The organism is Bradyrhizobium sp. Y36, assembly GCF_002531575.1.
Lineage (GTDB): Bacteria > Pseudomonadota > Alphaproteobacteria > Rhizobiales > Xanthobacteraceae > Bradyrhizobium.
Window position 1 is genome coordinate 114,287 of record NZ_NWTI01000010.1, and the last position, 24,640, is coordinate 138,926.

General features: G+C 62.6%; 23 protein-coding genes. 2 read left to right on the forward strand and 21 right to left on the reverse strand.

Going from position 1 to position 24,640, the window contains the following annotated elements:
- Window positions 1-16: 16 nt before the first annotated feature.
- From CO669_RS18425 to CO669_RS18455, 7 genes are read right to left on the reverse strand one after another with little or no spacing between them, the layout of a single operon-like run.
- The gene (locus CO669_RS18425) at window positions 17-1,054 is read right to left on the reverse strand and encodes a tagatose 1,6-diphosphate aldolase (RefSeq protein WP_097661324.1); all 1,038 of its coding nucleotides are present in this window, start codon (window positions 1,052-1,054) and stop codon (window positions 17-19) included.
- Complete coding sequence (locus tag CO669_RS18430; protein WP_097661326.1) at window positions 1,051-2,010, reverse strand: sugar kinase; 960 nt, start codon at window positions 2,008-2,010, stop codon at window positions 1,051-1,053. The genes CO669_RS18425 and CO669_RS18430 overlap by 4 nt, the downstream gene beginning before the upstream one ends.
- Window positions 2,007-3,080 (reverse strand): ABC transporter ATP-binding protein, encoded by a 1,074-nt coding sequence (locus tag CO669_RS18435; RefSeq protein WP_097661328.1) that lies wholly within the window; start codon window positions 3,078-3,080, stop codon window positions 2,007-2,009. The genes CO669_RS18430 and CO669_RS18435 overlap by 4 nt, the downstream gene beginning before the upstream one ends.
- 2 nt (window positions 3,081-3,082) lie before the next feature.
- Window positions 3,083-4,087 (reverse strand): zinc-dependent alcohol dehydrogenase family protein, encoded by a 1,005-nt coding sequence (locus CO669_RS18440; protein WP_097661330.1) that lies wholly within the window; start codon window positions 4,085-4,087, stop codon window positions 3,083-3,085.
- A gap of 7 nt (window positions 4,088-4,094) precedes the next feature.
- Window positions 4,095-4,922 (reverse strand): carbohydrate ABC transporter permease, encoded by an 828-nt coding sequence (locus CO669_RS18445; RefSeq protein ID WP_097661332.1) that lies wholly within the window; start codon window positions 4,920-4,922, stop codon window positions 4,095-4,097.
- Window positions 4,923-4,926: 4 nt separating this feature from the next.
- Entirely contained in the window at window positions 4,927-5,814 is an 888-nt protein-coding gene (locus tag CO669_RS18450; RefSeq protein WP_198964091.1) for a carbohydrate ABC transporter permease, read from the reverse strand.
- A 60-nt stretch (window positions 5,815-5,874) separates the two neighbouring features.
- On the reverse strand, window positions 5,875-7,176 hold the full coding sequence (locus tag CO669_RS18455) for an ABC transporter substrate-binding protein (protein WP_097661336.1): 1,302 nt from the start codon (window positions 7,174-7,176) through the stop codon (window positions 5,875-5,877).
- 194 nt (window positions 7,177-7,370) lie between these two features.
- Here CO669_RS18455 and CO669_RS18460 point away from each other — a divergent pair, with 194 nt between their 5' ends.
- Entirely contained in the window at window positions 7,371-8,411 is a 1,041-nt protein-coding gene (locus CO669_RS18460; protein ID WP_097661338.1) for a LacI family DNA-binding transcriptional regulator, read from the forward strand.
- An 11-nt stretch (window positions 8,412-8,422) separates the two neighbouring features.
- The gene (locus CO669_RS18465) at window positions 8,423-9,157 is read left to right on the forward strand and encodes an SDR family NAD(P)-dependent oxidoreductase (RefSeq protein WP_097661340.1); all 735 of its coding nucleotides are present in this window, start codon (window positions 8,423-8,425) and stop codon (window positions 9,155-9,157) included.
- A 169-nt stretch (window positions 9,158-9,326) separates the two neighbouring features.
- Here the strand turns inward: CO669_RS18465 and CO669_RS18470 are convergent, their stop codons facing one another.
- The 14 genes from CO669_RS18470 to CO669_RS18535 form a co-directional block, all read right to left on the reverse strand.
- Window positions 9,327-12,374: an ATP-binding protein gene (locus CO669_RS18470; RefSeq protein WP_097661341.1), complete on the reverse strand. Its 3,048-nt coding sequence runs from the start codon at window positions 12,372-12,374 to the stop codon at window positions 9,327-9,329.
- Window positions 12,371-12,736 carry an Hpt domain-containing protein gene (locus CO669_RS18475; RefSeq protein WP_097661343.1) on the reverse strand — a complete coding sequence of 122 codons (366 nt, stop codon included), beginning with the start codon at window positions 12,734-12,736 and terminating at the stop codon, window positions 12,371-12,373. Before CO669_RS18475 ends, CO669_RS18470 begins: the two co-directional genes overlap by 4 nt.
- The gene (locus CO669_RS18480; RefSeq protein WP_097661463.1) at window positions 12,721-14,028 is read right to left on the reverse strand and encodes a PP2C family protein-serine/threonine phosphatase; all 1,308 of its coding nucleotides are present in this window, start codon (window positions 14,026-14,028) and stop codon (window positions 12,721-12,723) included. The genes CO669_RS18475 and CO669_RS18480 overlap by 16 nt, the downstream gene beginning before the upstream one ends.
- A 5-nt stretch (window positions 14,029-14,033) precedes the next feature.
- Window positions 14,034-14,687, reverse strand: a complete 654-nt coding sequence (locus CO669_RS18485; RefSeq protein ID WP_097661344.1) for an ATP-binding protein — start codon at window positions 14,685-14,687, stop codon at window positions 14,034-14,036.
- Window positions 14,688-14,690: 3 nt separating this feature from the next.
- Window positions 14,691-14,984: an STAS domain-containing protein gene (locus CO669_RS18490; RefSeq protein WP_097661346.1), complete on the reverse strand. Its 294-nt coding sequence runs from the start codon at window positions 14,982-14,984 to the stop codon at window positions 14,691-14,693.
- Between the two features lie 9 nt (window positions 14,985-14,993).
- Window positions 14,994-16,130: a methyl-accepting chemotaxis protein gene (locus CO669_RS18495; RefSeq protein WP_245444356.1), complete on the reverse strand. Its 1,137-nt coding sequence runs from the start codon at window positions 16,128-16,130 to the stop codon at window positions 14,994-14,996.
- 2 nt (window positions 16,131-16,132) lie between these two features.
- Complete coding sequence (locus CO669_RS18500; RefSeq protein WP_097661348.1) at window positions 16,133-17,194, reverse strand: protein-glutamate methylesterase/protein-glutamine glutaminase; 1,062 nt, start codon at window positions 17,192-17,194, stop codon at window positions 16,133-16,135.
- Between the two features lie 9 nt (window positions 17,195-17,203).
- Window positions 17,204-17,842 (reverse strand): chemoreceptor glutamine deamidase CheD, encoded by a 639-nt coding sequence (cheD, locus tag CO669_RS18505; RefSeq protein WP_349627012.1) that lies wholly within the window; start codon window positions 17,840-17,842, stop codon window positions 17,204-17,206.
- Window positions 17,839-18,666, reverse strand: coding sequence for a CheR family methyltransferase (locus CO669_RS18510; RefSeq protein ID WP_097661352.1), 828 nt, complete (start codon window positions 18,664-18,666; stop codon window positions 17,839-17,841). The genes cheD and CO669_RS18510 overlap by 4 nt, the downstream gene beginning before the upstream one ends.
- A 67-nt stretch (window positions 18,667-18,733) precedes the next feature.
- A complete protein-coding gene (locus tag CO669_RS18515) occupies window positions 18,734-20,941 on the reverse strand; it encodes a methyl-accepting chemotaxis protein (protein ID WP_502694492.1) in 2,208 nt (735 codons plus the stop codon).
- A gap of 188 nt (window positions 20,942-21,129) precedes the next feature.
- Window positions 21,130-21,672 carry a chemotaxis protein CheW gene (locus tag CO669_RS18520; RefSeq protein WP_097661354.1) on the reverse strand — a complete coding sequence of 181 codons (543 nt, stop codon included), beginning with the start codon at window positions 21,670-21,672 and terminating at the stop codon, window positions 21,130-21,132.
- A complete protein-coding gene (locus tag CO669_RS18525; RefSeq protein WP_097661356.1) occupies window positions 21,662-23,749 on the reverse strand; it encodes a chemotaxis protein CheA in 2,088 nt (695 codons plus the stop codon). Before CO669_RS18525 ends, CO669_RS18520 begins: the two co-directional genes overlap by 11 nt.
- Complete coding sequence (locus CO669_RS18530) at window positions 23,740-24,105, reverse strand: response regulator (RefSeq protein ID WP_097661358.1); 366 nt, start codon at window positions 24,103-24,105, stop codon at window positions 23,740-23,742. The genes CO669_RS18525 and CO669_RS18530 overlap by 10 nt, the downstream gene beginning before the upstream one ends.
- 1 nt (window position 24,106) lies before the next feature.
- The gene (locus CO669_RS18535) at window positions 24,107-24,451 is read right to left on the reverse strand and encodes an STAS domain-containing protein (RefSeq protein WP_097661360.1); all 345 of its coding nucleotides are present in this window, start codon (window positions 24,449-24,451) and stop codon (window positions 24,107-24,109) included.
- Between the last annotated feature and the right edge of the window lie 189 nt (window positions 24,452-24,640).

Here is a 24,640-nt window from a genome sequence, read left to right on the forward strand (position 1 = left end):
CGGAGCTGCCACCATCTCAGTAAGCGCGCGCGAAGTCTCCCTCCTGCTTGATATCCGCGAAGACGGGAAAGCGCGCCTTCCAGGGTTTACCCTTTGCCGTAGTCAGCTTGTTGAGCCGCTCCAGCACGCCGAGGCCGTCCTTTCGCAGGCTTGCGGAAACTGCGGCGCGGTCCGGAAAGTTCTTTAGGACGGCGTCGAGCCAGATGGTGCGGCCGGCGAGAAAACCGCTCGCGCCTGCGGCATACGAGTAGTCGAGCACCCGCTCGAATTTGTCCGGCGAGGCGCCGCCCGACAGCAGCACCCAGGGAATGCTCCGCTCACGGCAGATATCGCCGATCGTATCGAACTCCTTCTGCGCGGCTTTCGCCTCCGCGCTGCCATCCGGGACCGGCAGGCTGTTGGCGGCAAGCGGACTCTCGAGCTTGAGAAGATCGACGCCATATTCGGGCTTGGCAAATTCGCGGACGCTGTCGATGACGAGAGCGGGCAGCTTGCCCGGCGATTCCACGTAGTCGGCGGTGTGGTTGGCGCTGCCGAGGAAAGGATAGACCAGCAGCTCGAGGACATAGGGAATGTCGTGGCGGGCGCAGTCCTCGCCGATCTCACGCACGAAGCGCTTCTGATGCTCGTTCACGGCCGCATCGGCATCCGGACGATACCAGGCCAGCACCTTGACTGCGTCGCCACCCATGGCGCGGATCTTCTCGACGCTCCAATTGGTGATGGCGCGCGACTTGCGGCCGCCGGCGGTTTCATCGACGCGGTGCTCTTCCAGAGTCATGATCAGGCCGCAGCGTGGCGGCAACAAGTCGATCGCCGCGGGCACCGCGAAATTCGGATCGAACAGCATCGAGCTGCAATGCGGCGCGAGGTTCTCCACCAGAAGCCGCTTCGCGGCGGTGACGTCGGAATATTCCACCTGCTCCCGCGTGATCCCCTTCGCCTTTGCGATGGCATCAAACAGCGGCGGCCGCTGATCCAGCGCGACCATGCGAAAGTGGCCGTCCGCGTCAGCAAGCCGGGCCAGCCCGCGGTTCTTTCCAATCGTTCTCATGGCTTCGTCCTCATGAATGCAAGACACTCGTTGATGGTGGGAATTCCGTTGCGACCGCCGGCGTGGCCGCATTTCATCGCAGCCGTGGCCGCCGAGAACGCCATGGCTGTGCGCACATCGAGGCCGACGCCGATCGCGAGCGCATAGGCGCCGTGGAACACGTCACCCGCGCCCGTGGTGTCGACGACGTCGACGGCATAGGCGGCCTGTCGCTGCAGCCGGCCACCTTCATGCCAGCTCACGCCCTGCTCGCCTCGCGTGACGGCAACGACACGGCAGCCGAAGCGGGCGAGCGCGGCGAGAGATTCATCCTTGGCCGATCCAGCGAATGAGGTGAGCGCGGGTTCGGAGAAGATGGCGTGGTCCGTCAGCGGCAGCAGCCGTTCAAACACCTCGGCATCCGCCATGTCGCCGTCGAGCACCGTCGGAATGCCGCGTCTCCGCGCTTCACCGAACAGCGTTGCCGCGCCCTCGACCCAGCGTGGATCGGCCAGCACCGCGGAGGCCAGGGAAACCGCATCCAGCGGAAGCCAGTCCGCAGCTTCCGAATAGAGACCGCGGAAATTGACGATCTGCCGCTCACCGGAACTGTCGACGATGATTCCCGATACCGACGAGCGGCCGTCGGGAAACAGCCGGAAATTGGCGACGTCGACGCCTTCAGCGGAGAGGGAGGACTTCATCTCATGACCGGCGGCGTCGCTTCCAGCCCGCCCCCAGAACGCAACGGACGCACCGAGCCTTGCCACAGCCACGCTCGCATTGGCGGCCATGCCGCCACCGAGCGTGCCGTATCCGGTCGCCTTGATCTTCTCGCTTTGCCCGGCAAACAGACGATCGACGCGCCAGACCTGATCGAGCGCCGACAGACCAAGGCAGATCACGTGCGCAGCCCCGGCCTTGGACGCGACGCCCGCGAGCGGCGAGAGATCTCCGATATCGGCCGACGCACTCACAGCAGGACCTGTCCATTGGTTGCGTCGAACAAATGCGTCTTGCCAGGCTGCGGACGCAGGTTGAGGCGATCACCAACCTTCGGCCGCAGCGCGGGATCGACCCGTGCGATCGCGGAGACGCCGGCAAGGTCGAAGTGGATCAGAGTGTCCGAGCCGAGCGGCTCGACCAGCCGAACGGTGACAGCGACGCCATCGGCCGCATCCGCGGCCAATACAAAATGCTCGGGCCGAATGCCAAGGACGGCATTGCCGGCCTGCCGCAGCCGACCTGTGATCTCACGATCCAGCGGCACGGCCGTCTCGCCTTGCGACAGGATCGCGCTCTCCCCTCGCCATTCGACCGGAAAGAAGTTCATCGCGGGCGAGCCTATGAAGCCGGCGACGAACTGGTTGGCGGGCCGCTCGTAGACCGTCTCCGGCGTGTCATATTGCTGGATCGTGCCACTCTGGAGCACGACGATGCGATCGGCCATGGTCATGGCCTCGATCTGGTCGTGGGTGACGAAGACCATCGTGGTCTTCAGCTGCTGCGACAGCGCCTTGATCTCGGCACGTACCTGCCCGCGCAGCTTTGCGTCGAGATTGGACAGCGGCTCGTCGAACAGGAAGGCCTTGGGATTGCGCACGATAGCGCGCCCCATGGCAACGCGCTGGCGCTGCCCGCCAGACAGCTCCTTAGGCTTGCGGTCGAGATAGGGCTCGATGTGCAGCAACGCCGCGGCTCGCTTCACGCGGGCGTCGATCTCCGCCTTCGACGTTCCCCGCAGCTCCAGCGCAAACGACATGTTGTCGTAGACGCGCATATGCGGATAGAGCGCGTAGTCCTGGAACACCATCGCGATGTCGCGCTGTGCGGCCTGCACACCGTTGACGCGCTTGTCGCCGATATAGAGATCGCCGGACGAAATCGGCTCGAGGCCGGCGATGATCCGCAGCAGGGTCGACTTGCCGCAGCCGGATGGGCCGACGAACACGACGAATTCGTGGTCGGCGATCTCCAGATTGAGATCGGGGATCACGGTGAAATTGCCGTAGCGTTTGGTGAGGTTGCGGATCGAGATCGATGCCATGATCAGTCCAATGCCAGCACGGGCTTGATCAGCTCGCCTTTGGCGAAACGGGCGAAATTCTCGGGGAGAGCCGACAGCCCGAACTCGCCATCGACCAGGACGCGATATTCGTCCTTGTACCTGCGCAGCAGCTCTACGTTCGGCTCGAAATCCGAGACCGGAAAATAGAAGGTCCGGATCATGTAGAAATCCTTGCGACGGAACACCTTGCCTTCCTCGATGATCCAGGGCGCCGCATTCTCACCGACCAGGACCAGCGCGCCGCGCGGCAGGACGAGCTCGATACCGAGATTGCGCGCCGCATGCGCGCCCGAGCACTCCATGATGAGGGCGAAGCGCTTCGAGGTATCGCCGACAGGGTGCGCCTTCGCACCAAAGGATTGCGCGATCTTGAGCCGCGCCGCGTTGGGATCGGCTACGCTGATATCATCGTAACCGAGCGCGCGAAGCGCCAGCACGACGCCGAGGCCGACCGGCCCTGCCCCCATCACGAGAACGGCTCCGGCCTCTCCGGCCGGCACGACGCGACTGACAAAGCGCACCGCGTGCGCCGACGTGCCAATGGTGTCGAGCAGCAGAGGCGCGAGGCTGTCCTCGATGTCGTCAGGCACAGGCAGCAGGCAGTTTTCCGGCACCGGCACGTATTCGGCATAGCCGCCCGGCCTGTTCCAGCCAATCAGGCTCGACACTTCCAGGCACATCTGGGTATCGCCGCGCTTGCAGGCCGCGCAACGGTCGCAGTGCAAGGGGATATAGACGGCGCAGCGGCGACCGTGGAAGCGGTGGCCGGGCTGTTCGACCACGCCAAAAATCTCATGGCCGGCGGTGAACTCGGCGCCCTTGTGCCAAAGTTTGAAATCGGAGCCGCACAGAGCGGTGCGCGAGACGCGCACCAGCACTTCACCCGCCCCGACGTCGGGTATCGCCACGCGCTCGACGGTAATGCGGTCGTCGCCATGGAAGACCGCTGCCTGCATGACCGAATTCGGACGAGGTGACAGATTCATCAGAGACCTAGCCTTTCACCGCGCCGAGCGTCAGTCCGGACACCAGCCAGCGCTGAACCAGGGCCGCCAGCACCAGCGGCGGCAACGCGATCAGCGTCGCCGCGGCCATGAGGGCGCCCCACTGCGTCGAGCCTTCGCCGATGAAGTTGAAGGCCGCCGCGATCAGCGTCTTGCTGTCACCATTGGAGAGCACCAGCGCAAATAGGAAGTAGTTCCAGGAGAAGACGAAAGCGAGGATCGCCGAGACCGCGACACCCGACGCCACCAGCGGAAGCGCGATACGCCAGAGGATGCGCGTGACGCTGCATCCGTCGACCTGGGCCGCCTCGAACACGCTGCGCGGAATGCCGTCGAACGACGGCAGCAGCACCCAGATCACGATCGGCAACGTGATCACGGCGTGGCTCAGGATCAGCGCGGTGTAGGAGCCGATCATGCCGACCTGCCGGAACATGACGTACCATGGCAGCAGGAAAAGCGTGCCGGGTGCCATGCGCGCCGCTAGCGTCAGGATCGCCGGCCATGAGATCCGTGTCCAGGAAACGGCGAAGGCGGCAGGGATTCCGAACAGCAGCCCGAGCGCGGTGGAGCCGACCGTGACCACGAGGCTATTGAGCGCGTAGCTCAGGAACGGCGTCGTTCTGGTCAGCTCGGCGTAGTTCGCCAGCGTCGGCGTGAAGATCAGCGTCGGCGGATAGGCCGTCACCTCGAAGGACGGCTTGAACGAGGACAGCACCATCCAGACCGTCGGCGTCATGATGACGATTCCGGCGAGCACGAGCTGCAGCGTGTTGAGGCAGCGGATCCAGCGGTCGGTGGTGGCGGCGTCGTTCATGGCGTCACCAGGCCACCGCGCCGCGCAGGCGGTTGAAGGCCATCACCGCGCCGAACACGATCGCGGTCAGCGTCAGCATCAGGGCGCTGGCATAGCCGATGTCGAAGAACTCGAAGCCGACCCGGAAGCCGTAAATGTTGAGCGTGTTCGAGGCGTTGCCGGGACCACCCTGGGTGGTGATGTAGATGATGTCGAAGAAACGCAGGAGATCGACGCTGCGCAGGATCGCCGCGGTGACGATGGTTGGCAGCAGCAACGGCAGCGTGATGCGCTGGAAGGTCTTGAACGGAGACGCACCGTCGATCTGCGCGGCCTCGTAGACGCTCGGCGGCAGCGACTGCAATCCGCCCAGCACGATCAGCGCAACGTAGGGAGTCCACTGCCAGCTGTCGATCAGCGCCACGGTCGGGATGACCCAGGTCGGCGAGGCCAGCCAGTCCGATGGCGGCAGGCCGAACGCCTGCAGGATGTAGTTTGCCGCGCCGAGCGACGGATCGAGGATCACGAGCCACATCATGCCGGCCACGACCGGCGGCATCATGAACGGCGAGATGAACAGCGAGCGCACGATGCCCGGCAGGCGCTTGGCGTGGAACAGCACCAGCGCCAGCCAGACGCCGAAGACGAGTTGCAGCACCAGTGACAGCACGAACAGCGCGATCGTGACCCACAGCCCGTGCCAGAACTCGACGTCGGAGATCAGCTTCGAATAGTTGGTGAGGCCTGCAAAGGATTGCTTGCCGGTCGAGGAGAAGGTCTGGAAACCGAGCCAGATCGTATAGACGACCGGAAACGCGATCATCGCGACCGTAAAGGCCACGGCCGGCGCCGAGAGCGCCGCCATTTCCAGCTTCTGCCGGTCCTGTGTGAGCGTCGCAGCCGTATCAGACATGCGTTCGTGTCCTCGATCGGGTGGGGTGCCGGCAGGCAGCAAGCCTGCCGGCATGAGGCGTCAGTTCAGCGCGATCAGCGCGTCCAGCGCCTTGTCGGCATCCGCGCAGGCCTGATCGACGGTCTTTTGCTTCAGGATCAGATCCTGCACCGCCTGCCCGATGAACTCGCGCGATTGCGGATTGGCGACGATGGGATAGCCGACTTCGGACGAGCCCTTGGTGGCGAGCACGTCGAGCGCTGCCTGCCATTCCTTCCGCACCGGCTCCTCATCGATCCACTTGCGATATTCGGGATCGTTGGCGACGGCCGGACGCGGCGGCGCAATCCCCTGCAGCGCCATCTTCTTCTGCACCTCAGGACTGGTCGCCCACTGCACGAAGTACCAGGCCGCATCCGGTTGCTTGCTGTGCGAGGACACCGCCATGCCCCAGCCGATCGTGGTCGGCACCTGGCCGGCATCACCCGCCGGGAACGGCAACAGGCCGGTATCCTTCAGGCGCGCGCCGCCCTCCATGACCGTGCGCAGCTCATTGGAGGATTCGAAAGCCATCGCAGCGCGGCCGCCGCGATACAGCGCGGAAATCTGCTGGAAGCTGTAGTTCACGACGCCGGGCGGACCGAAATCGCGCAGCAGGCGGCTATAGGTGTCGAGCGCGTCCTTGGCTTTGGCCGAGCATAAATTCGACTTGCCGTTGGCGATATAGCTGCCGCCGACGTTGTGCAAGACGTTGCTGAAAGTATAGGCGATCGCCGGCTTGAGACCGCGCGAGACGAAAGGCGTCACCGTGCTGTCGCATGTCTTGATCTTCTCGGCCGCGGCCTCGACGTCCTTGATCGTCTTTGGTGCCTCGATGCCGCACTTCTTGAAGATATCGGTGCGGTAATAGAAGATCGGGCCCTCGAGGTTCATCGGCATGCTGGTCAGCTTGCCGCCGAAGGTCGCGGCCTTGACCAGGGCCTGGCTCAGGCCGGAGGCATCATAATCCTTGGCGACCGCGTCTTTCGCCATCGCGGTCAGATCGCCGTACCAGCCGGCGGCGGCGAACTGCTCGCCCTCGCGCGAGGGCAGCGTCATGAACACGTCGACCTCGTCGCTGTTCGCGTTCATGACCGTGACCAGACGCTGGCGCATCTGCTGTTCCTGATAGCCGTCGACCTTCAGGGTCATGCCGGTCAGCTTTTCGAAATCGACCTTGTATGTCAGCAGCGCCTGCGAGACCGGATTGTTGTTGGCAAGAAAGGTGACGGTCTTGCCCTTGAACTTCATCCAGTCGAAATCGGCCGCATGCGCTTGCGCGCTGACGGCGGCAATTGCGAGAACGGGCAACGCGACCCGCGTCGCGAGCATCCTGGCCTTCATCGAACTCTCCTCCCGGCTGGCCCGCCTTGAGCTGGAGGGCCTTATGACCACGCTTGAACGCGTCCTGAAAACGGTTACATCCTAGGCATTGGCCCTGCGCTGTCAAGCCGTGGACAATTTGCGCATTATGCGGCAGATTTTAGCACCAAATCTGCTCTCTTGCGGCCCGCCATGGACGATGTAACGTTACATCAATGCGCTTGACCGACGCAAAATCCGTGAAGCAAGGCATCCGCGCCGTCGCGGCCCGCGCCGGCGTGTCGACGGCGTCGGTCTCGCGCGCGCTCAATAATCCCGACGCAGTCAGCCCGTCCTTGCGCGCTCGCATCGAACAGGCCATCGACGCGCTCGGCTACATCCCGCACGCACCTGCACGCATCCTGTCGTCGCGGCGCTCGCGCACGCTCGGCGCGATCGTGCCGACCATCGACAACACCATGTTCGCGCGCGGCATCGCGTCGCTGCAGCAGTATCTCTCGTCGGTTGGATACATGCTGTTTCTCACCACCAGCGGATACGATCTCGACGTCGAACTGCAGCAGGCGCGCAACCTGATCAGCCGCGGCGTCGACGGTCTCGTGCTGCGCGGCGATTGCCACCACGACGGATTGCGCAAGCTGCTCGCCGACAACGCCGTGCCCTTCATCAATGTCGGCATCTATCAGCCAGATCGACCCTACCCCTGCGTCGGCACCGACAACGAAGCCGCCGCCCATCGCGCGGCAGCGCACGTCATTGAGCTCGGCCATCGCCGCATAGGGATCGTCTCGGCACTTCAACGCAACAACGACCGCGCAAGCGCGCGCGTCGCCGGCTTTCGCCGCGCACTCGCGGAGAACGGCCTCGAACTTCCTCCCCAATGGCATGTCGAGGTACCCTATACGCTGGACGACGCGCGCGAGGCGGCGCGCCATCTCCTCAATCTCAAAGACCGCCCAACCGCCGTAGTTTGCGGTAACGACGTCATCGCCTATGGAGTGCTGCTAGAGGCGGAGCGCGACGGGTTCTCCGTGCCGCGCGATCTGTCGGTGGTCGGGTTCGACGACCTCGACTGGAGTCGCCATTTGCGGCCGAGCCTGACCACAATCCACGTTCCGACCGGAGAAACCTGGCAGCGCGCCGGCGAATATCTGGTGCGTAGCCTTGCCGGCGAGCAGACCATCATGCATCGCGAGATCGACTTCTCGCTTGTGGTCCGGGAATCGACCGCTGCACCTTCAACATCCCTGAAGTGAGCCCCCTCTCGATGAGCTCGAATTTTTCTCTGGCATCCGGCTTTCATGCCGTCGTGATCGGCGGCGCCGGCGACATTGGCGCGGCGATCAGCAACCAGTTTTGCGATCTCGGCGCGACGGTCACCGCAACCGGGGCGAACGAGGCGGATCTGGCCCGCTCGCTGCTCAAGCCGCGCGCCGGTCTCACGCTCGCGATCCTCGATGTCACCGATGACGAGGCCGTCAAATCCTTCGCCCGGCAGCACTCGCGCGTCGACGCGCTGGTCAACTGCGCCGGCATTCTCGCGCGCGACAAGGAATTCGAGATCGAGACCTTTCTGAAGGTGCTCGACGTCAATCTCACCGGTACGTTTCGGACCTGCACGGCCTTCCGCGCGCTTCTCGCGGATCGAAAGGGTTCGATCGTCAATATGGCCTCGATGAACGCGACACTGGCGCTACCGCGGATTCCCGCTTATTGCGCCAGCAAGGGCGGCGTCGTGATGCTGACCAAGGCGCTCGCGCTGGCGTGGGCCGAAGACGGCATCCGCGTGAACGCAGTTGCTCCCGGATACATCGAAACGGCGATCAACGCCGCGGGCCGTACCGATCGCGCGCACTACCAGCGCATCGCCGATCGGACCGCGGTCAAGCGATGGGGGCAACCGGAAGAGATCGCGGGTGCGGTCGCATTCCTCTGCATGCCGGCTTCACGATACGCAACCGGAACGGTGGTCGCGGTGGACGGCGGATTTCTTGCGGGATGAACTCTTGGGCGGCGAGACACGATCTGGTTCGTGACCCCGATCTTTGCAAATTAGGTCATGACTGCGAGCCCGCGAGGCTCGCCTGCCGCCTCGTCATCAATCTTCGCCTGCTGTCGTGCACACGCTGCCTTCTAAGCAATTGAAATTCCTGAACTCTGGCTGCAATCCATCATTGGACGAGACGCAGGTCGCTCCTGCCGTGGTCTGCGCCGAGTTGATCCGCCCGCACGGCCCATCGCTCGATGGCAGAAAACAGCGCGTCCGGCCGAATGGGCTTGGAAACGTAATCATTCATTCCTGCAGCGAGATAGCTGTCCCGCTGCTCCGCCAAGACGTTGGCAGTCAGCCCGACAATCGGTACGCAACTTTCGGTGCCGGGCAAGCTGCGGATCGCGCGCGCCGCGGACATGCCGTCCATTTCCGGCATGTTTACATCCATCAACACGATGTCGTAATTTTTCCTGGAAACGGCATCGACCGCTTCCAAACCGTTTTTGACCATATCCGGGCAAAAGCCGCGCTTTCTGAGCAACGTTGATATCAGCGTCGCAATGATTGGGCTGTCTTCTGCGACGAGGATGTCCAGCGTCTCCCCTGTTAGCGGCACGAGGGGAGGCGCGTCGGAGACATTCGGATTACCGAGGCTGCATATGACGGTGAACCAGAATGTACTACCCTGCCCGAGCGTACTCTGGACGCCGATGGCGCCGCGCATCATTGCGCAAAGCTTTTTGCAGATCGCGAGGCCGAGGCCGCTGCCGCCGTACTTGCGCGAAATCGAGGTGTCAGCCTGAACGAACGGAGTGAAGAGCTGCGACTGCTGTTGGGCTTCGATCCCGATGCCGGTATCGGCCACTTCGACACGAAGCTCCAACTCGCCCGCCGCGAGCTCACGATGTGATACGGTCACGATGATCCGGCCGCGCTCGGTGAATTTGACGGCGTTGTTGACGAGATTCAGAAGAATCTGGCGCAACCGGGTTGGATCCCCGGACAGCCAGCTTGGGAGTTCAGTTGGCGCGATCACTTCGAGATCCACCCCCTTGTCTCGCGCCTTGGGCATCTGGAGCATGGCGACGCCGTTGACGAGGTCGAGAACGTCGAAATCGACGCGCTCGGTGGAGATGCGGCCCGCCTCAAGCTTCGAAAAATCGAGAATGTCGTTGATGACACTCAGCAGGCTGTCGGAGGACTCCTTGGCCAGCTTGGCGTAGCGTTCCTGCTCCTCGTTCAGCTGAGTATCCCGAAGCAGCTCTATCATTCCCACCATGCCGCTAAGGGGGCTCCTGATCTCATGGCTCATGATCGCCAGGAATTCGGATTTCGCCTTGCTCAGCTGTTCTGCCGAATCTCTGGCTTTCACCAGATCCTGCGACGTGACAACGAGCTCCTGCTTCTGGGCCTCCAACTCCGCGCGGCTCTTCTCGAGGTCCTTGAGCTTCTGCTCAAGGGCCGCCTGGACCTGCTTGAATTCGGTGATGTCGGTACGAATGCCTGCGACGCCGCCGTCGGAGGTCCGATGGTCGACGAACTGGATCCAACGACCGTCAGGATAGCGGTTTTCGATGGGCTCGCCCGTGCCATGCCAGGCCAACATGCGCGCGCGCCACTGCTCGAAGTCGGCCCCCATCTCGCCGAACAGGCCGAACTGCCATCCGATCCTCAGGATTTCCTCGTAGCGCATCCCAGGCACCAGCAGCGCCGCCAATTGCGGAAACATCTCCTGGAACCGACCATTGGCAAGAACGAAGCGATCCTCGTTGTCGTACATGATGAAGCCCTGCGAAACCGACTCGATCGCGTCGAACAGCCTGGCCCTCGACTCTTCCGCGGCGCGCTCTGCCTCCTTGCGGTCGGTGATGTCCTGCACTGTGCCAAGCGTGCCGGTGACGTTGCCGTCGGGACCGAATTGGGGATCGCTGTCGAACCGTACCCAGCGGACGGTGCCGTCGGGCCGCAGCCAACGATGTTCGTGCGTGAACGGCTCGCTGTTCAGGCGCGCTTCCCGATGCGCGGCGAGAAACGCGCCGGCATCTTCCGGATGCAAGAGCGACGCGAATTTTTCAAAGGGAACCGACTCCATCGTTTCGATGCCGGCAATTTCGAACATCTGGGGAGACCAGATCGCGTCGCGCCTTGCCGGGTCCGCAAACCAGTGCCCCAGCCTTCCAATCCGCTGGGCATCGAGCAGCAGTCGCTCGCTGCTTTCGAGCCTCATGTTCTGGCCTTCGAGCAGGACTTCGGAACGCCTGAGATTGCGCATCTCCCGATACAAGACGCACAATAGCAGGACGACTGCGAACAACGCGCCCAGCGTTCCAACAGCCAGCGTGGTGGCATCCTGGCGCCAGGATCCAAGGACAGCCTCTTTAGTGAGCGCGGTCGAAACCACCAGGGGGAAGTCCGGAACCCGCCGGACCGCAACGTAACGCGCGGGGTCATCGAGGGTCTCGCTCGCAGCTGCGTGCCCTGCCGGTCTGGAGCCAACCAAACCCTCAATCCAGGGATGATGAGCCAGCACCGTTCCGTCGTCCCGCCGCAACGAGATCGATCCACCTTCTCCCAGCGCGACCGAAGCATAGAACTTTTCGAAATAGTTCAGCCGTACCGCAGCCTGAACGACGCCCGCGAACTGTCCGTCCGCGGCGGCGAGACGTCGGGCAAGATAGATCGTCCAAGCGCCATCATAGGTATTCTTGACCGGCTCGCTGACGAACAGGCCGCCATCCGAACGATCTCGATGGTATCGAAACTGCTCGCGATGCGCGAAGGAGGTTCGCGCCACCGGCCACTCGCGGCCGCTGTTGGCATAGATGCCATCGGCACCGATCAGGATGAGGTTCGCAACTTGAGGGAGGCCCTTGACCTTATCTACGAGGTAGTCGTGCAGCACCTCGCCTCCAAGCTGCGGCCGCGCGGTCCCTTCTGCCGCAGCGAGGGCGTCGATCCGATCCGAAGCATCCTTCAGGACCAGGTCCGCCGCCTGAAAAGACCGCGACGTCTGGTCGGCCAGGATCAGCGCGATCCGGTTGAGGCCTGCCTGGGTCTCCCGATCCGCGCGCGCGTGAAGATGCCAAATCGTCGTCTGGGCCGCTATGATCGCGAACACCATGAGTAGCGCGGCCGCCACCATCGGCAGAAAAGCGAGGACGGCCCGCTTTTGCCGGCGAAACAGGTGGCTCGATGCCTTCACGAGCGGCGCGCGCGGCGTCATCATGCAAGCGCCCGTCCCATGACCGCAGGCAGATGAGCCCAGGTCTGCTCAGCCACTTCGGCAAGACGCGCCAGGCTTTCCGGAACCTCGTGGATTCCTCGCAATTCCTGCTCGATCTCCCGAGCGAGGCCGGCGAGGCGCGCCGCACCGAAGCTGCTGGCCACTCCCTTAAGAACATGCGCTGCGCGCTGCACGTCCGCGAGGTTACCCGACCTCGCCGCGACGCCAATCGCCTCGATCGCGGCGCCGGAGGCCGACGGCAACTCAGCCATCATCGCAGCCAGATCCTCCTCGTCCAGAGCCTCGCGAAGCAACGCGATCTGCGGATCGTCGAACAGCGGCACGTCGGCTAGGCGCTCCGACATCGAACCTCCTCCTGAGCGGGCACGCGGCAGGCAACGTCGAAGCCTGAATTAAGACCCGTCTTGATGATGCACGGGATGCTGCAATGGGCGCGCCGGTCGATGCAGATGATCGTGGTGTCGTCAGGCATCGCGACGCCATCGTTAATTCCGGCGGCAAGGCAGATCGAGTCGATCAGCTCGCGAGGCGCGATGGCTTGGGGGATGCTCTCAAGCTTTGTGACAAGGCCCGCTTCCCCGATGCGATCGTCCTTGCCGTTTGTGAACTCGGGCAGGCCATCGCTGAACAGCAGCAGTCGCATGTCTTCAGCAAACGGATGGATATGCTCTTCGTAGATCATGCCTCGGGCAATTCCGAGCGGCACGCCCGATGCTTCAAATGACCGGGCGGAGTCCTTGCTCTCCGAGGTCATGATGGGGGGCGGCGCTCCGGCCGTGGCGAAGCGAACTTCTCCAGCCTTGGAATCGACGATCACATACAAGAACGTGGCAAACTGCCCCGGCGGCAGAAGCCGCACCAGCCGGTCATTGAGCATCGACAGCAGCCCCGCGGGATCCCCATGCAGCGATCTGTACTCATGGACCAGCGCATGGAGCCGAAACGTGTTGAGCGCAGCCGTTACGCCATGTCCGGTGAAATCGGCGAGGAACACGCCGAAACGGCCATCATCGAGCGGCAACAAACCCCAGAGATCGCCACCGATCTCCGACGATGAACGGCTGTAGGATGCGATCCGCAATCCGGCCGTTTCCGCTACAGCGCGCTGGCCCGCCAGTGTGGGCAACAGGTCGGCTTGCATCTGCCGTGCCGCTTCGAGTTCGCTGGAAATACGCTCACGATAATTGCGCAACTCGCGTAGCATGTTGTGCCGTTCGAGATGGACGACAACACGGGCAACCAGCTCGGCCGGATTGATCGGCTTGGAAAGGTAATCCGACGCGCCGGCGCGAAACAGATCTCCCATCTCCCGGCGATTCACCGTCGCGGTCTGCACCAGAATCGGAATGTCGATGAACTCGTCACGGAGCCGCACGGCCCTGCAGACATCCAGCCCCCCGATATCAGGCATCTGCATGTCGAGAAGCAGGAGATCGGGCTGGAACGATTGCATCAAATCGAGCGTTTCCTGCCCATTCTCCGCAAAACGCAGGTTGCTGAAGTGCTGCGCCTGCAGGATTGCAGCGAGCAGCTTCCTCGTCAGCGGCTCGTCATCCGCAATCAGGATCCTGGCGTCGCGCGAGGATCGACCGGAGGCTGCACCCTCCGCTGGTGCGTTCGGGTTCGCGGGCGACATCCTGTTCACAGGCGGAACCCCAACTTGATAGTCTTGCCACCTTCAATCACGGCAACCCGGTCGCACACCGCCCCGAGAATCGAAAGGCCGCGGCCGCTACTGCGTGATGAGTGCTCATCCGGTGTTGGGGATACCGGCAACTGGTCCCGCTGGTAGCCGTCGCCGTTGTCGCGAACGATCACATAGAGCATCTTCCTGCTCCACAAGGCGTCGAGCTGAATCATGCAACGAGCCGTCTCGAGCCGATCCAGTTCAGAGGCGATGGATCGGTGCAACTCGCCCAAGCTTTCGAGGCTGCGGCGCGCATTTGCATCGACGTTCAGGTTTCCGTGCAGAAGGCCGTTCATTAAGGCCTCCTGCACAGCCGTGTCGATTCGCTCATGCAGACCGCCGGAGATCGCCGTCCGCCTCTCGATGGCCTCGACAAAACGCCGGCCGATCGGATGCCGATAAGCAGATCTCGTCGACACCAGCAGACTGAGCTGACCAATCGCACGCTCGCGCCGTGCTTTCAGACGTCCTTCGAGGCCATTCTCCACGCATTGAATGACAGGAGGCGACAGCGCCAGAGACAATGAATTCGGCGAGACCCCGTCCCAGTAGGCCAGGCGCGGGCTTTCGAAGCTGCGCGTCCGCAGCTGTGCAACACCGGCCTCCATCGCTCAGTCTTCTACGCTGAACAGGGTGTCGAACTTCGTGAGGCCGAACATCCGCTTCACCTGTCCGCTCGGTGCCCGCAGGACCAGCTTCCGATCGGCCTTTCCAAAGGCATCTCGCGCCAGCAGCAACATGCCGAGGCCTGCCGAATCGATGAACTGCAGCTGACCGAGATCCATTGTGACCGACGGTGAGCCATCCTTCAGCAAGCTGTCGATCATCGTTTTGAACGAGGCATGATCGGTGAATGTAAACTCACCCGATATCTGCACGCCGCCATTGTCTAACCTGAATTCCATGACTTCCTCCTAGAATAGCTCCACAGATCCGCTCGAAGCCGGAGCAAGCCTCTCGGGCAGACCGCCCGGTGGCTCCTCGGGCGCCTGGCCATCGAGTAGTTGAGACACGAACCGCGCCCGCATGTCGCTGAGTTTGAACCGATCGAGCAGTCTCTTCACCCACTCGGTGTCCGGTTTGATCTCGCCCGCGAGTTCCGGCACCTCCTCCGCCGTGGAGGTCTTCAGCTCATTCGTTGCCTTGTTGATCACGTCCAGCGTGTCGACCACGTGCTCCAGCCGCTGTTTGGTCCGGTCCTGAAACTGGATGCCGGTGACCATGCTTTCGACATCAGCCGATATGACAGTCGCCTCGCGCACGGCATCGGCAACGATGCCATTAAGATCTTCGCTTCGACGCATCAGCGCCGCCAGCAGAACTTCGAGGCGGTCTTTCGCGAGGATGTTCTGCGACATGTCGATCGTGGCGACGCGCTGCAGCGTATCGCGACCGCTCGCGATGCCGTCCGTAACGGCGTTCAATTCCTTCTGCATCGACACAGACAGGTCGGCCGTGTTCTTCGAAAGCTCGCGAACCTCCTGCGCCACCACCCGGAAAGCGGCACCGGACGCACCGGCGCGCTCGGCCTCGATGCGGGCGTTAAGCGCAAGCATGTTCGTGGTCTTGTTGATGCCGCTGAGCTGCTCCATGCAATTGTTGACCCGCACGACATTGGTACTGAGCTCGTTGAGCGCATAGACCATCGACATCGAGTCCTTGGACAGCATCAGAATCTTCTCGACGACGTCGCCGAGCGTGCCTTCCAGAAGGCCGGCGATCCGGTCGATGGGAACGGTTTCGCCCTCGACCTCGATGCCGACGGCAAGATGCGTCAGGCTTTCGACACGCGCCGTCTGCTGTTCGGCACTCAGGGCCAGGCGCTGGAAACGGCCGCTGAGCGCGTCCGCCTCGGTCTCGACGAAGACCGACGTCTGACCGATCTCGGACATCAGTGTGGCAATCACGCGCTGCTGCATGTCCGCGAGCGCCATCCATCGCTGCAAAAGCGCGGTGTGCTGCGGTGAGGTTTCACTCGCTGCCGTCGGGATCGCGACGACCGGCTCTTCAGCAGGTACCTCCACGATCTTGCGCTGCCTCAATCCGAACATATCTAGACTCTCACGCCGCGTGCGCTCATCGACTGGCAGAGTTCGAGTGCATGGCTTGGTATTTTGTCCAGGGGAAGCTCGGTCTGGACGGCGCCACAATCAGCAGCGGCCTTGGGCATGCCGTAAACGACGCAAGATGCCTCGTCTTGGCCGATCGTCGACGCTCCGGCGCGCCGCATTTCCAGAAGACCCGAGGCGCCGTCCTTGCCCATTCCGGTCAGGATGATGCCGACCGCGTTCGCGCCGGCCGCCTTCGCGACCGACCGGAACAGCACATCGACCGAGGGCCGGTGGCCGGATACGAGGGCCTGCTCGTGCAGGCGGCAGGTATAATTGGCACCGTTCCGCGCCAGCTCGAGATGATGGCTCCCGGGTGCGATATAGGCATGGCCAGGCAGCACCCGTTCACCATCGGTGGCCTGGCAGACACCGATGAGACAGCTCTTGTCGAGTCGCTTCGCGAACGATTCGGTGAACATGGCCGGCATGTGCTGCGTGACCAGGATAGCCGGCGCGTCGGCGGGAAACGCCGTCAGAAGCTGCTGCAGCGCTTCCACCCCTCCGGTAGAGGCCCCGACCGCAATGATCTTTTCCGACGAGCTGAACGACGCGCCCGACGATGTCCGTGGAGCCGCTGGCTTCGTGCCCTGCAGCGGTCTGACCCGTGCCGATGCCGCGATCTTGATCTTGGCGACGATTTCTTCGGCCAACGCGGCGAGCCCGTCCGCCAGCCCGACGCTGGGCTTGGCCACGTAGTCCACCGCGCCCATCTCCAGAGCCCTGAGCGCCGTCTCGGCTCCCTTCTGAGTCAGCGAAGAAATCATCACGACCGGCATCGGCCGAAGCGACATGATCTTGTCCAGGAACTGCAGACCGTCCATGCGCGGCATCTCGATATCGAGCGTCAGTACATCGGGATTGAGCGCCTTGATCATGTCTCTCGCGACGAGCGGATTTGGTGCTGCGCCCACAACGTTGATCGAGGGATCGCGCGAAAGTATCTCGCTCAGAACCTGCCGCACGAAGGAGGAGTCGTCCACAATGAGGACCTTGATCGGAACCATGACTTGGCCTCAGAAAAGCTCGGCCGAGCCCGCCACGGGCTCGATCTGAATCTTGGATTTGTAGGACACCTCGCTCCGCATCACCTCTTCTTGCTCGGTACGCTGCAGCTCGAGCAGCATGACCCTGCCGGTCGCGGGGAAATAATGAACCCGACGCGGCAAGTTGCCGCGCAGGTGATGGGCGGCGATCGGAATGTTCTCGGCAGAGAGATATTGCTCGACGAACTCCGCATTGCGGTGACCGATATTGGTCGTTCCATTCATGACGTTGCCGCCACCGAAGACCTTCACCTCCAGCCGATGTCGCGCCCCGCCACGATTGAGTATATCGTTGACCAGACGTTCCATGGCGACATTGCCGTAGCGCATGCTCGCCGAGGCCGTATCCCATCCCGAACCGGCCGCTTCTGGCAACATGAAATGGTTCATGCCGCCAACACCGGCGAGCGGATCGCGAATGCAGGCGGTGACGCATGAGCCGAGGATGGTCACCAGCATCTCGTCGGCTGACGAGGTGACATAATGATCTCCGGGAAACACCTTGACGGCGACCGCGTCGAACCGCGGATCGCGATAGCGCCGCGCTCCCGACGTCGTGGACGTGTCAGCCGCCTGTTGTCTTTTTGCCCGGGCTGGATTCATTGTCATTTGACCCTGCGATAGATCGTTCGTCCGACGAGATCGAAACGATCCGTGACGTTGAGCAAGCTTTCAGAGTGACCGATAAACAATGATCCGGTCGGTCGAAGCATCTCGGCATAACGGTCGAACAACTTGCGCTGGGTCGGCTTGTCGAAATAGATGACCACGTTCCGGCAGAAAATGACGTCGAACGGCCCCCGCATCGGCCATTTCTGCAGCAAATTGAGAGGGGCAAACGAGATCAGCGAGCGCACTTCGTCGTTTATGCGCGAGCGTCCTTCGTCGAGCTCGGTGACGAACCGATTGCGATACGACGATGGCACCGATTCCAGCCGGTCGGTGTCGTAGATTCCCTCGGCCGCATGCGACACAACGTTGGTGTCGAGGTCCGTCGCGAGGATCTTGACATCCCAGTCCCTCAGCGCCGATGCATGCTCGCGCAGCGTCATGGCGATCGTATAAGGCTCCTCGCCCGTCGAACACCCGGCCGACCAGATCCTCAGGCGCCGGCTCTGTCCCGCCTCGCTGCTTGCAAGCTTGGGAAGTATGGTGTTGGCCAGATAAGCGAAGTGATGGGGCTCACGGAAGAAACTGGTGTGGTTAGTGGTGATGGCATTGATCAGGTGCGATCGCTCCTCCTCCCCGGCGGGAGCCTCGAGAAGACGGCAATATTGGCGAAAGTCGGTCATACCGAGCGCACGCAGTCTGCGCCCGAGCCGGCTCTGGACGAATGGGCGCTTTCGGTCGCTGAGAACGATGCCGGCCGTGTTCATGACCAATTGCACGATCTTGCGAAAGTCGCCGTCGTCGATGGCGTATTCCTGCTGCACGATCCCTTGTCCCTCGCGTCGTCGAGCGCTGGCTCATCCGCAAGATGAGCCAGCGTCCGGTCAGGCCTCAGAATTCCTTCCAGTCCAAGTCTTCCGCGCCGACCGCTTTCCGCCGGGGCGCGGGCTCGGGCTCGACCTTCTTCCTGGGCGCCTCGGCAGGCTGGCGCGCCCTCACGTTCGTCAACGGCTCCTTTGCCGATCGCAGCGAGCGGTCGACGACCGGATTGCCGGTCAGCTTTCCACCGCGTTCAGGAACCGCCTGGCCGCGTTCGAACTCGGCCGACAACATGAACTGGCCGACCATCTCCGCCATGGCGCCGGTCTGGTCTTCCATCGACTTGGCAGCCGCAGCAGCCTCCTCCACCAGGGCAGCATTCTGCTGCGTCACCTTGTCCATCTGGGTGACGGCGTTGTTGACCTGCTCGATGCCGCCTCGTTGCTCCTGCGACGCCGCCGAGATCTCGGCCATGATGTCGGTCACGCGCTTCACCGATTGAACGATCTCCTCCATGGTCTTGCCGGCCGTATCGACCAGGCGCGAACCGGATTCGACCTTGGAGACCGAGTCCGAAATCAGCCCCTTGATCTCCTTGGCGGCGTTGGCGCTGCGCTGGGCGAGATTGCGCACTTCGGCGGCCACGACCGCGAAGCCTCGTCCCTGGTCGCCGGCGCGCGCGGCTTCGACCGCGGCGTTCAGCGCGAGGATGTTGGTCTGGAAGGCGATCTCGTCGATCACGCCGATGATGTCGGCGATCTTGCGGCTGGCCTGGCTGATGCCGTCCATGGTCTGCACCACATCCGCGACCACGCTCCCACCCTTGACCGCCACGTCGGAAGCCGAGGAAGCCAGCTTGTTGGCCTGCTGAGCGTTCTCCGCATTCTGCCGAACCGTCGCGGTGAGTTCTTCCATGCTGGCAGCGGTCTCTTCGAGGCTCGCGGCTTGTTCTTCGGTCCGTTGCGACAGATCGGTGTTGCCGGTGGCAATCTCGCGTGCAGCGGTGCTCAGTGTCTGCGAGGTCTCGGAAATCTCTGAGATCATCGACGACATGGTATCGATCAGGCCGTTGACGCCCTCGCAAAGCTGCGCGATGTCGCCGGTCTTGCCATCGAGAGGGATCCGGTGCCGGAGATCGTTCTCCTTGGCGGAGGTCACGACCTCCTGGGTCTGGGCCACGGCCGCCTGCAGCGCCTGGGCCGCCTTGACCTGGGCGGTGACGTCGGTCGCGTATTTGACGACCTTGAACGGCTTGCCGTTCGGGTCGAGGATGGGATTGTAGCTGGCCTGAATCCAGATTTCCCGGCCGCCCTTGCCGATCCGCTTGTATTGCGAAGCATCGTACTCGCCGCGCCCGAGCTTCTCCCAGAACAGCCGGTACTCCGTCGACTGGCGGTCGACCGGGTCGACGAACATGGAATGGTGCTGGCCCTTGATCTCGTTCAGCGAATAGCCGAGCGTGCTCAGGAAGTTTTCGTTGGCATTGATGATCTTGCCGTCGAGGGTGAATTCGATCACCGCCTGGGCCTTGTTGATCGCATCGATCTGGCCGCTCAAGTCGGCGTTCTTGAGCGTCTGCTCGGTGATGTCGGTCGCATATTTCACGACCTTGAACGCCTTTCCGTTGGGGTCGAAGATCGGATTGTAGCTGGCCTGGATCCAGATCTCTTTGCCGCCCCTGCCGATGCGCTTGTATTGTCCGGCGTCAAACTCGCCGCGACCGAGCTTGTCCCAGAACAGCCGGTAGTCGGCGGTCTGCCGGAACACCGGATCGACAAACATCGAATGATGCTGCCCCTTGATCTCGTTCAGGGCATAACCCAGCGCGTGCAGGAAATTCTCGTTGGCATTGAGGACCTTCCCATCGAGCGTGAACTCGATCACCGCCTGGGCCTTGTTGATCGCGTCGATCTGGCCGCTGAGGTCGGCGTTTCTCAGCGTCTGCTCAGTGACATCGGTCGCGTACTTGACGACCTTGAACGGCTTTCCGCTGCTATCAGGGATCGGATTGTAACTGGCCTGGATCCAGACTTCCCTGCCGCCTTTGCCGATCCGCTTGTACTGTCCGGCATCGAACTCACCCCGACCGAGCTTGTCCCAGAACAGCCGGTAGTCGTTGCTCTGACGGTAGGCCGCGTCGACGAACATCGAATGATGCTGGCCCTTGATCTCGTTCAACGAATAGCCCAGGGCATTGAGGAAGTTTTCATTGGCGTCGAGAACCCGTCCATCGAGCGAGAACTCAATGCGCGCCTGGGACCGGTCAATCGCCGCCAGCATCGACGCAAGCTCGGAAGCGGAGCCATTCGAACCCTGAGTCTTCGCGGCCCGCTGCGCTCTCGGCCGAGGGGCTCTCGGCTTGGCCACTTCGGTCTCCTGGGCCGCCTGTTCGTCGAATTCGTGCATCATCGTCATCGTTGTTGTCCTCGAATTGAGTTGATGGTCGAAATGGAATCAGCAATTCCGGGTCAGGCTGCTTTCGTCGTCGCCATGTCGGGGGCAAAGCTTCTCTTCGCTTCAGTGGCCATTCCGAATAGACCGGCCAGCGATACGAGAGTGACCATCCGCTCTTCGATGGCGACCAGACCGTCGAGATACTGGTCTTCCGACGGCAGCCCCATCTCCGGAACGGGACGGATGGCTTTCGGATCGACCGAGATGATGTCAGAGACAGTGTCGACCAGAAGGCCGACCGTTCGTGACCCCGCAGCAACGATGATCACCACATGCATGCTGGTCGGCACCGTCAAGCCGACACCGAACCGCGCGCGCAGATCGAAGATCGGGACTATGACGCCACGCAGATTGATGACACCGCGGACGTGCGCGGGAGCATTCGGAATCATGGTCGTTTCGGTCCAGCCCTTGATCTCGCGGACCACCATGATGTCTATGCCGTATTCCTCATTTCCCAGGGTGAACGTAATGAATTGCTGGGTGTGCTCTCCGACGGAAACTCCGTCGAGATTGCCTTGACCAAGAGTGCCGATCGGCTGGCTTTCAGGCTGCATGGGTCATATCCTCTCGAACCTCGATTGTCTTTTCCTTCGGCGTGATCGTACGTACGCCGGATTTCTCACCAATCTCGCGCACGCGCGCCACATCGAGAATGAGCGCGACGCGCCCGTTGCCAAGGATGGTCGCGCCGCTGATGCCGTCGACCGCGTCGTAGTTGGCCTCCAGGCTCTTCACGACAACCTGCTGCTGGCCCAGGAGCTCGTCCACCACCACGCCTATCCGACCCGCGCCCTCGCTCTGAACGATGATCACGATGCCCTGACACGGGTCAGTGACCGCAGACCCGATCGCGAAACTGCGATGGAGGTAGGTCAACGGCAGATATTCACCGCGTAGTGCGAGCACGTCGCCGCGTCCGACCACCGGATTGATGTCGGACGGTTGCGGGCGTAGGCTCTCGATGATCGCCGTCAGCGGAACGATGAACGTTTCCTTGCCGACCGAAACGACCATTCCATCGACGACCGCCAGGGTCAGCGGCAGCGACATCGTAAATCGCGATCCCGCGCCGAAGCGGGATTGGACGCTGATGCGGCCACCGAGCGCCTGGACATTACGCTTCACGACGTCCATGCCGACGCCGCGCCCGGAGATGTTCGAGACCACATCCGCGGTCGAGAACGCGGGCAGGAAGATCAGATTGTCGATCTCTTCCTCGGTCGGATTGACGCCCGCTGCAACCAGGCCGCGGTCCCGCGCCTTCGCCAGCACCTTCTCGCGGTTGAGACCCCTGCCGTCGTCGGACACTTCGATGACGATACGGCCGCTGCGCTGGGCTGCAGATAAATGGATCGTGCCTTGGCGCGGCTTGCCCGCCGCGACCCGGTCGTCCGGACTCTCGATCCCGTGATCCAACGCATTTCGGATCATGTGGGTCAGAGGGTCGTTCAGCTGCTCGATGACCGTCTTGTCGATTTCGGTCATTTCGCCTGACGTGACGATCTTGACCTCCTTGCCGAGAGTCGCGGCTAGATCGCGCACGACGCGCGGCATCCGCGCGAACACCGATTTCACGGGCTGTGCGCGTATGGCCATGACGCTCTCCTGCAGCTCCCGCGCGCTTTGCGCGAGTGCCTCGATCCCTTGGATCATGGCAGGGTATTGGTCGACCGGCAGCAGTGAGCCTTGTTCGGTCAACATCGCCTGGGTGATGACCAACTCGCCGACGAGGTTTACCAGCCGATCCACCTTGTCGACATCAACCCGGATCGATTGAGACGGCGTTGGCGCGACGGTCGCGGAAGGCTCGGCTGCCGCAACGGCAGTCGGTGCAACCTCTGTGGCACTTGCGGCCGTAGCGGCGGAAACGGCCTCAGCGGCCTCATGCAGCAGCACGATCGACAGGTCGCAATCGTCTTCCACGAATTCGAAGACCTCGTGAATCGCGCTCTCTGGTGCTCCGGTCTCCAGCACGAAAGTCCAGCCGAGATAAGCTGCTTCCGGCTCCAGGGCTTCGAACGCCGGCAAGCGCGACGTGTTCGCATCGACGGTGAGTCCCCCGAGCTTGCGCAGCTGTCTGAACAGGAGCAGCGGCTCGTTGGCCTTCTGCAGCATCTCGGTGTGTGGCGTGAAGACGATGCGGTACGAGCGCTCGCCCTGGACAGCGACATTGGCGCTCTCGAGTCCGCTCATGGCGGACGCTGGGGCGGTGGCCCCCGACGCTCCTGCCAACACTTCTTCCATGCCGGTCAGGATGTCGGAAGCGAACTCCGCCGGCAGGACCCGCTCGGACCTGGCGGCGTTCACGATGTCTGCGAGTGCGTCGCTGGCGCGCAGCAGCAATTGCTTCACGTCCGGCGTTGCATCGACCTTCTGTTCGCGCATTGCGTCGAGCAGGCCCTCGAGCACGTGCGAGAATGCCACAAGCGACGAAAAGCCGAACGCTCCGGCACCGCCCTTGATGGAATGAACCGCTCGGAAAATCGCGTGCAGCGTCTCTTCGCCGCCGGCGCCTGCGGCCAGCAATTCGAGGTTGGCCTGAAGAACGTCGAGCAGCTCGGCGCATTCCTCGAAATAGGTCTTGCGGAACTGTTCGAGTGGGTAGGCTTCGCTTTCCGACATCATGGACACACGCGCTGAATCAGTTCGATCAGCTTGTCGGGACTGAAAGGCTTCACGAGCCAGCCTGTCGCCCCCGCGGCCTTCCCGTCGGCCTTCTTCGTCCCGTCGCTTTCCGTCGTCAGGATCAAGATAGGCACGGCACGGTGTGACGATCCCGCACGCACATTCTTGATCAACGAGATGCCGTCCATGTTCGGCATGTTCAGATCCGTGATGATGAGGTCGAACTTGCCGCCGCCGAGCACGTTCAGCGCCGCCTTGCCGTCCTCGGCCTCTGCGACGTCGAATCCCGCCTTCCTCAAGGTGAACGAGACCATGTCACGCATGGTCTTCGAATCGTCCACTGCTAGTATTCGCTTAGCCATTTCAAACCATCCAGTTTCTGAATTGCGTCTCCAACCCGAGCTCGACGACGGCGGCACTGAACGCCCCGGACGCATTTGCGATCCGGAACGAAACATCTGCGGACGCGGCCGCCCGACCCGCCGCGAGAAGAACCTGGACGCAAGGGGTCGAAAGGCGATCCACCGCGCCCGCGTCAAGGACGACGGCGCCCGACGCCAGCCGCGATCTAATCTCGTCTTGGAGCTTCCGGGCCGCGGTGAGGTCGAGTTGGCTTGGCAGCCGATGTCCGCCAGTCACCAATTCGTTCGGCTCGGCAACGTTCTCGTCGCCCGACGTTGACGAAGCTCCGGTGTCCACGATGATCATCCTTCAAACTGCACGTTGAACGGCGACGAATAAAAATGACTGGCGCAGGCCCGCGTGCCGAACGCACGGTTCTGCTTATCGGTCTCATGATCCAATTCATGCATGGCTCTTCGGTAAAAACGCGCGCCCGTACGATCACGGGCATCCCAAGCCTTTCGCGACGCACAACGAGCGGTCGCTCCTCGCTTG

Excerpts from the sequence above, each read along its gene's own strand:
- CO669_RS18425 (WP_097661324.1), bottom strand. The coding sequence starts at position 1,054 with ATGAGAACGATTGGAAAGAACCGCGGGCTGGCCCGGCTTGCTGACGCG.
- CO669_RS18435 (WP_097661328.1), bottom strand. The coding sequence starts at position 3,080 with ATGGCATCGATCTCGATCCGCAACCTCACCAAACGCTACGGCAATTTC.
- CO669_RS18440 (WP_097661330.1), bottom strand. The coding sequence starts at position 4,087 with ATGAATCTGTCACCTCGTCCGAATTCGGTCATGCAGGCAGCGGTCTTC.
- CO669_RS18445 (WP_097661332.1), bottom strand. The coding sequence starts at position 4,922 with ATGAACGACGCCGCCACCACCGACCGCTGGATCCGCTGCCTCAACACG.
- CO669_RS18450 (WP_198964091.1), bottom strand. The coding sequence starts at position 5,814 with ATGTCTGATACGGCTGCGACGCTCACACAGGACCGGCAGAAGCTGGAA.
- CO669_RS18455 (WP_097661336.1), bottom strand. The coding sequence starts at position 7,176 with ATGAAGGCCAGGATGCTCGCGACGCGGGTCGCGTTGCCCGTTCTCGCA.
- CO669_RS18460 (WP_097661338.1), top strand. The coding sequence starts at position 7,371 with ATGCGCTTGACCGACGCAAAATCCGTGAAGCAAGGCATCCGCGCCGTC.
- CO669_RS18465 (WP_097661340.1), top strand. The coding sequence starts at position 8,423 with ATGAGCTCGAATTTTTCTCTGGCATCCGGCTTTCATGCCGTCGTGATC.
- CO669_RS18470 (WP_097661341.1), bottom strand. The coding sequence starts at position 12,374 with ATGATGACGCCGCGCGCGCCGCTCGTGAAGGCATCGAGCCACCTGTTT.
- CO669_RS18475 (WP_097661343.1), bottom strand. The coding sequence starts at position 12,736 with ATGTCGGAGCGCCTAGCCGACGTGCCGCTGTTCGACGATCCGCAGATC.
- CO669_RS18480 (WP_097661463.1), bottom strand. The coding sequence starts at position 14,028 with ATGTCGCCCGCGAACCCGAACGCACCAGCGGAGGGTGCAGCCTCCGGT.
- CO669_RS18485 (WP_097661344.1), bottom strand. The coding sequence starts at position 14,687 with ATGGAGGCCGGTGTTGCACAGCTGCGGACGCGCAGCTTCGAAAGCCCG.
- CO669_RS18490 (WP_097661346.1), bottom strand. The coding sequence starts at position 14,984 with ATGGAATTCAGGTTAGACAATGGCGGCGTGCAGATATCGGGTGAGTTT.
- CO669_RS18495 (WP_245444356.1), bottom strand. The coding sequence starts at position 16,130 with ATGTTCGGATTGAGGCAGCGCAAGATCGTGGAGGTACCTGCTGAAGAG.
- CO669_RS18500 (WP_097661348.1), bottom strand. The coding sequence starts at position 17,194 with ATGGTTCCGATCAAGGTCCTCATTGTGGACGACTCCTCCTTCGTGCGG.
- cheD (WP_349627012.1), bottom strand. The coding sequence starts at position 17,842 with ATGACAATGAATCCAGCCCGGGCAAAAAGACAACAGGCGGCTGACACG.
- CO669_RS18515 (WP_502694492.1), bottom strand. The coding sequence starts at position 20,941 with ATGCTGGCGGCGATTGACCGGTCCCAGGCGCGCATTGAGTTCTCGCTC.
- CO669_RS18520 (WP_097661354.1), bottom strand. The coding sequence starts at position 21,672 with ATGCAGCCTGAAAGCCAGCCGATCGGCACTCTTGGTCAAGGCAATCTC.
- CO669_RS18530 (WP_097661358.1), bottom strand. The coding sequence starts at position 24,105 with ATGGCTAAGCGAATACTAGCAGTGGACGATTCGAAGACCATGCGTGAC.
- CO669_RS18535 (WP_097661360.1), bottom strand. The coding sequence starts at position 24,451 with ATGATCATCGTGGACACCGGAGCTTCGTCAACGTCGGGCGACGAGAAC.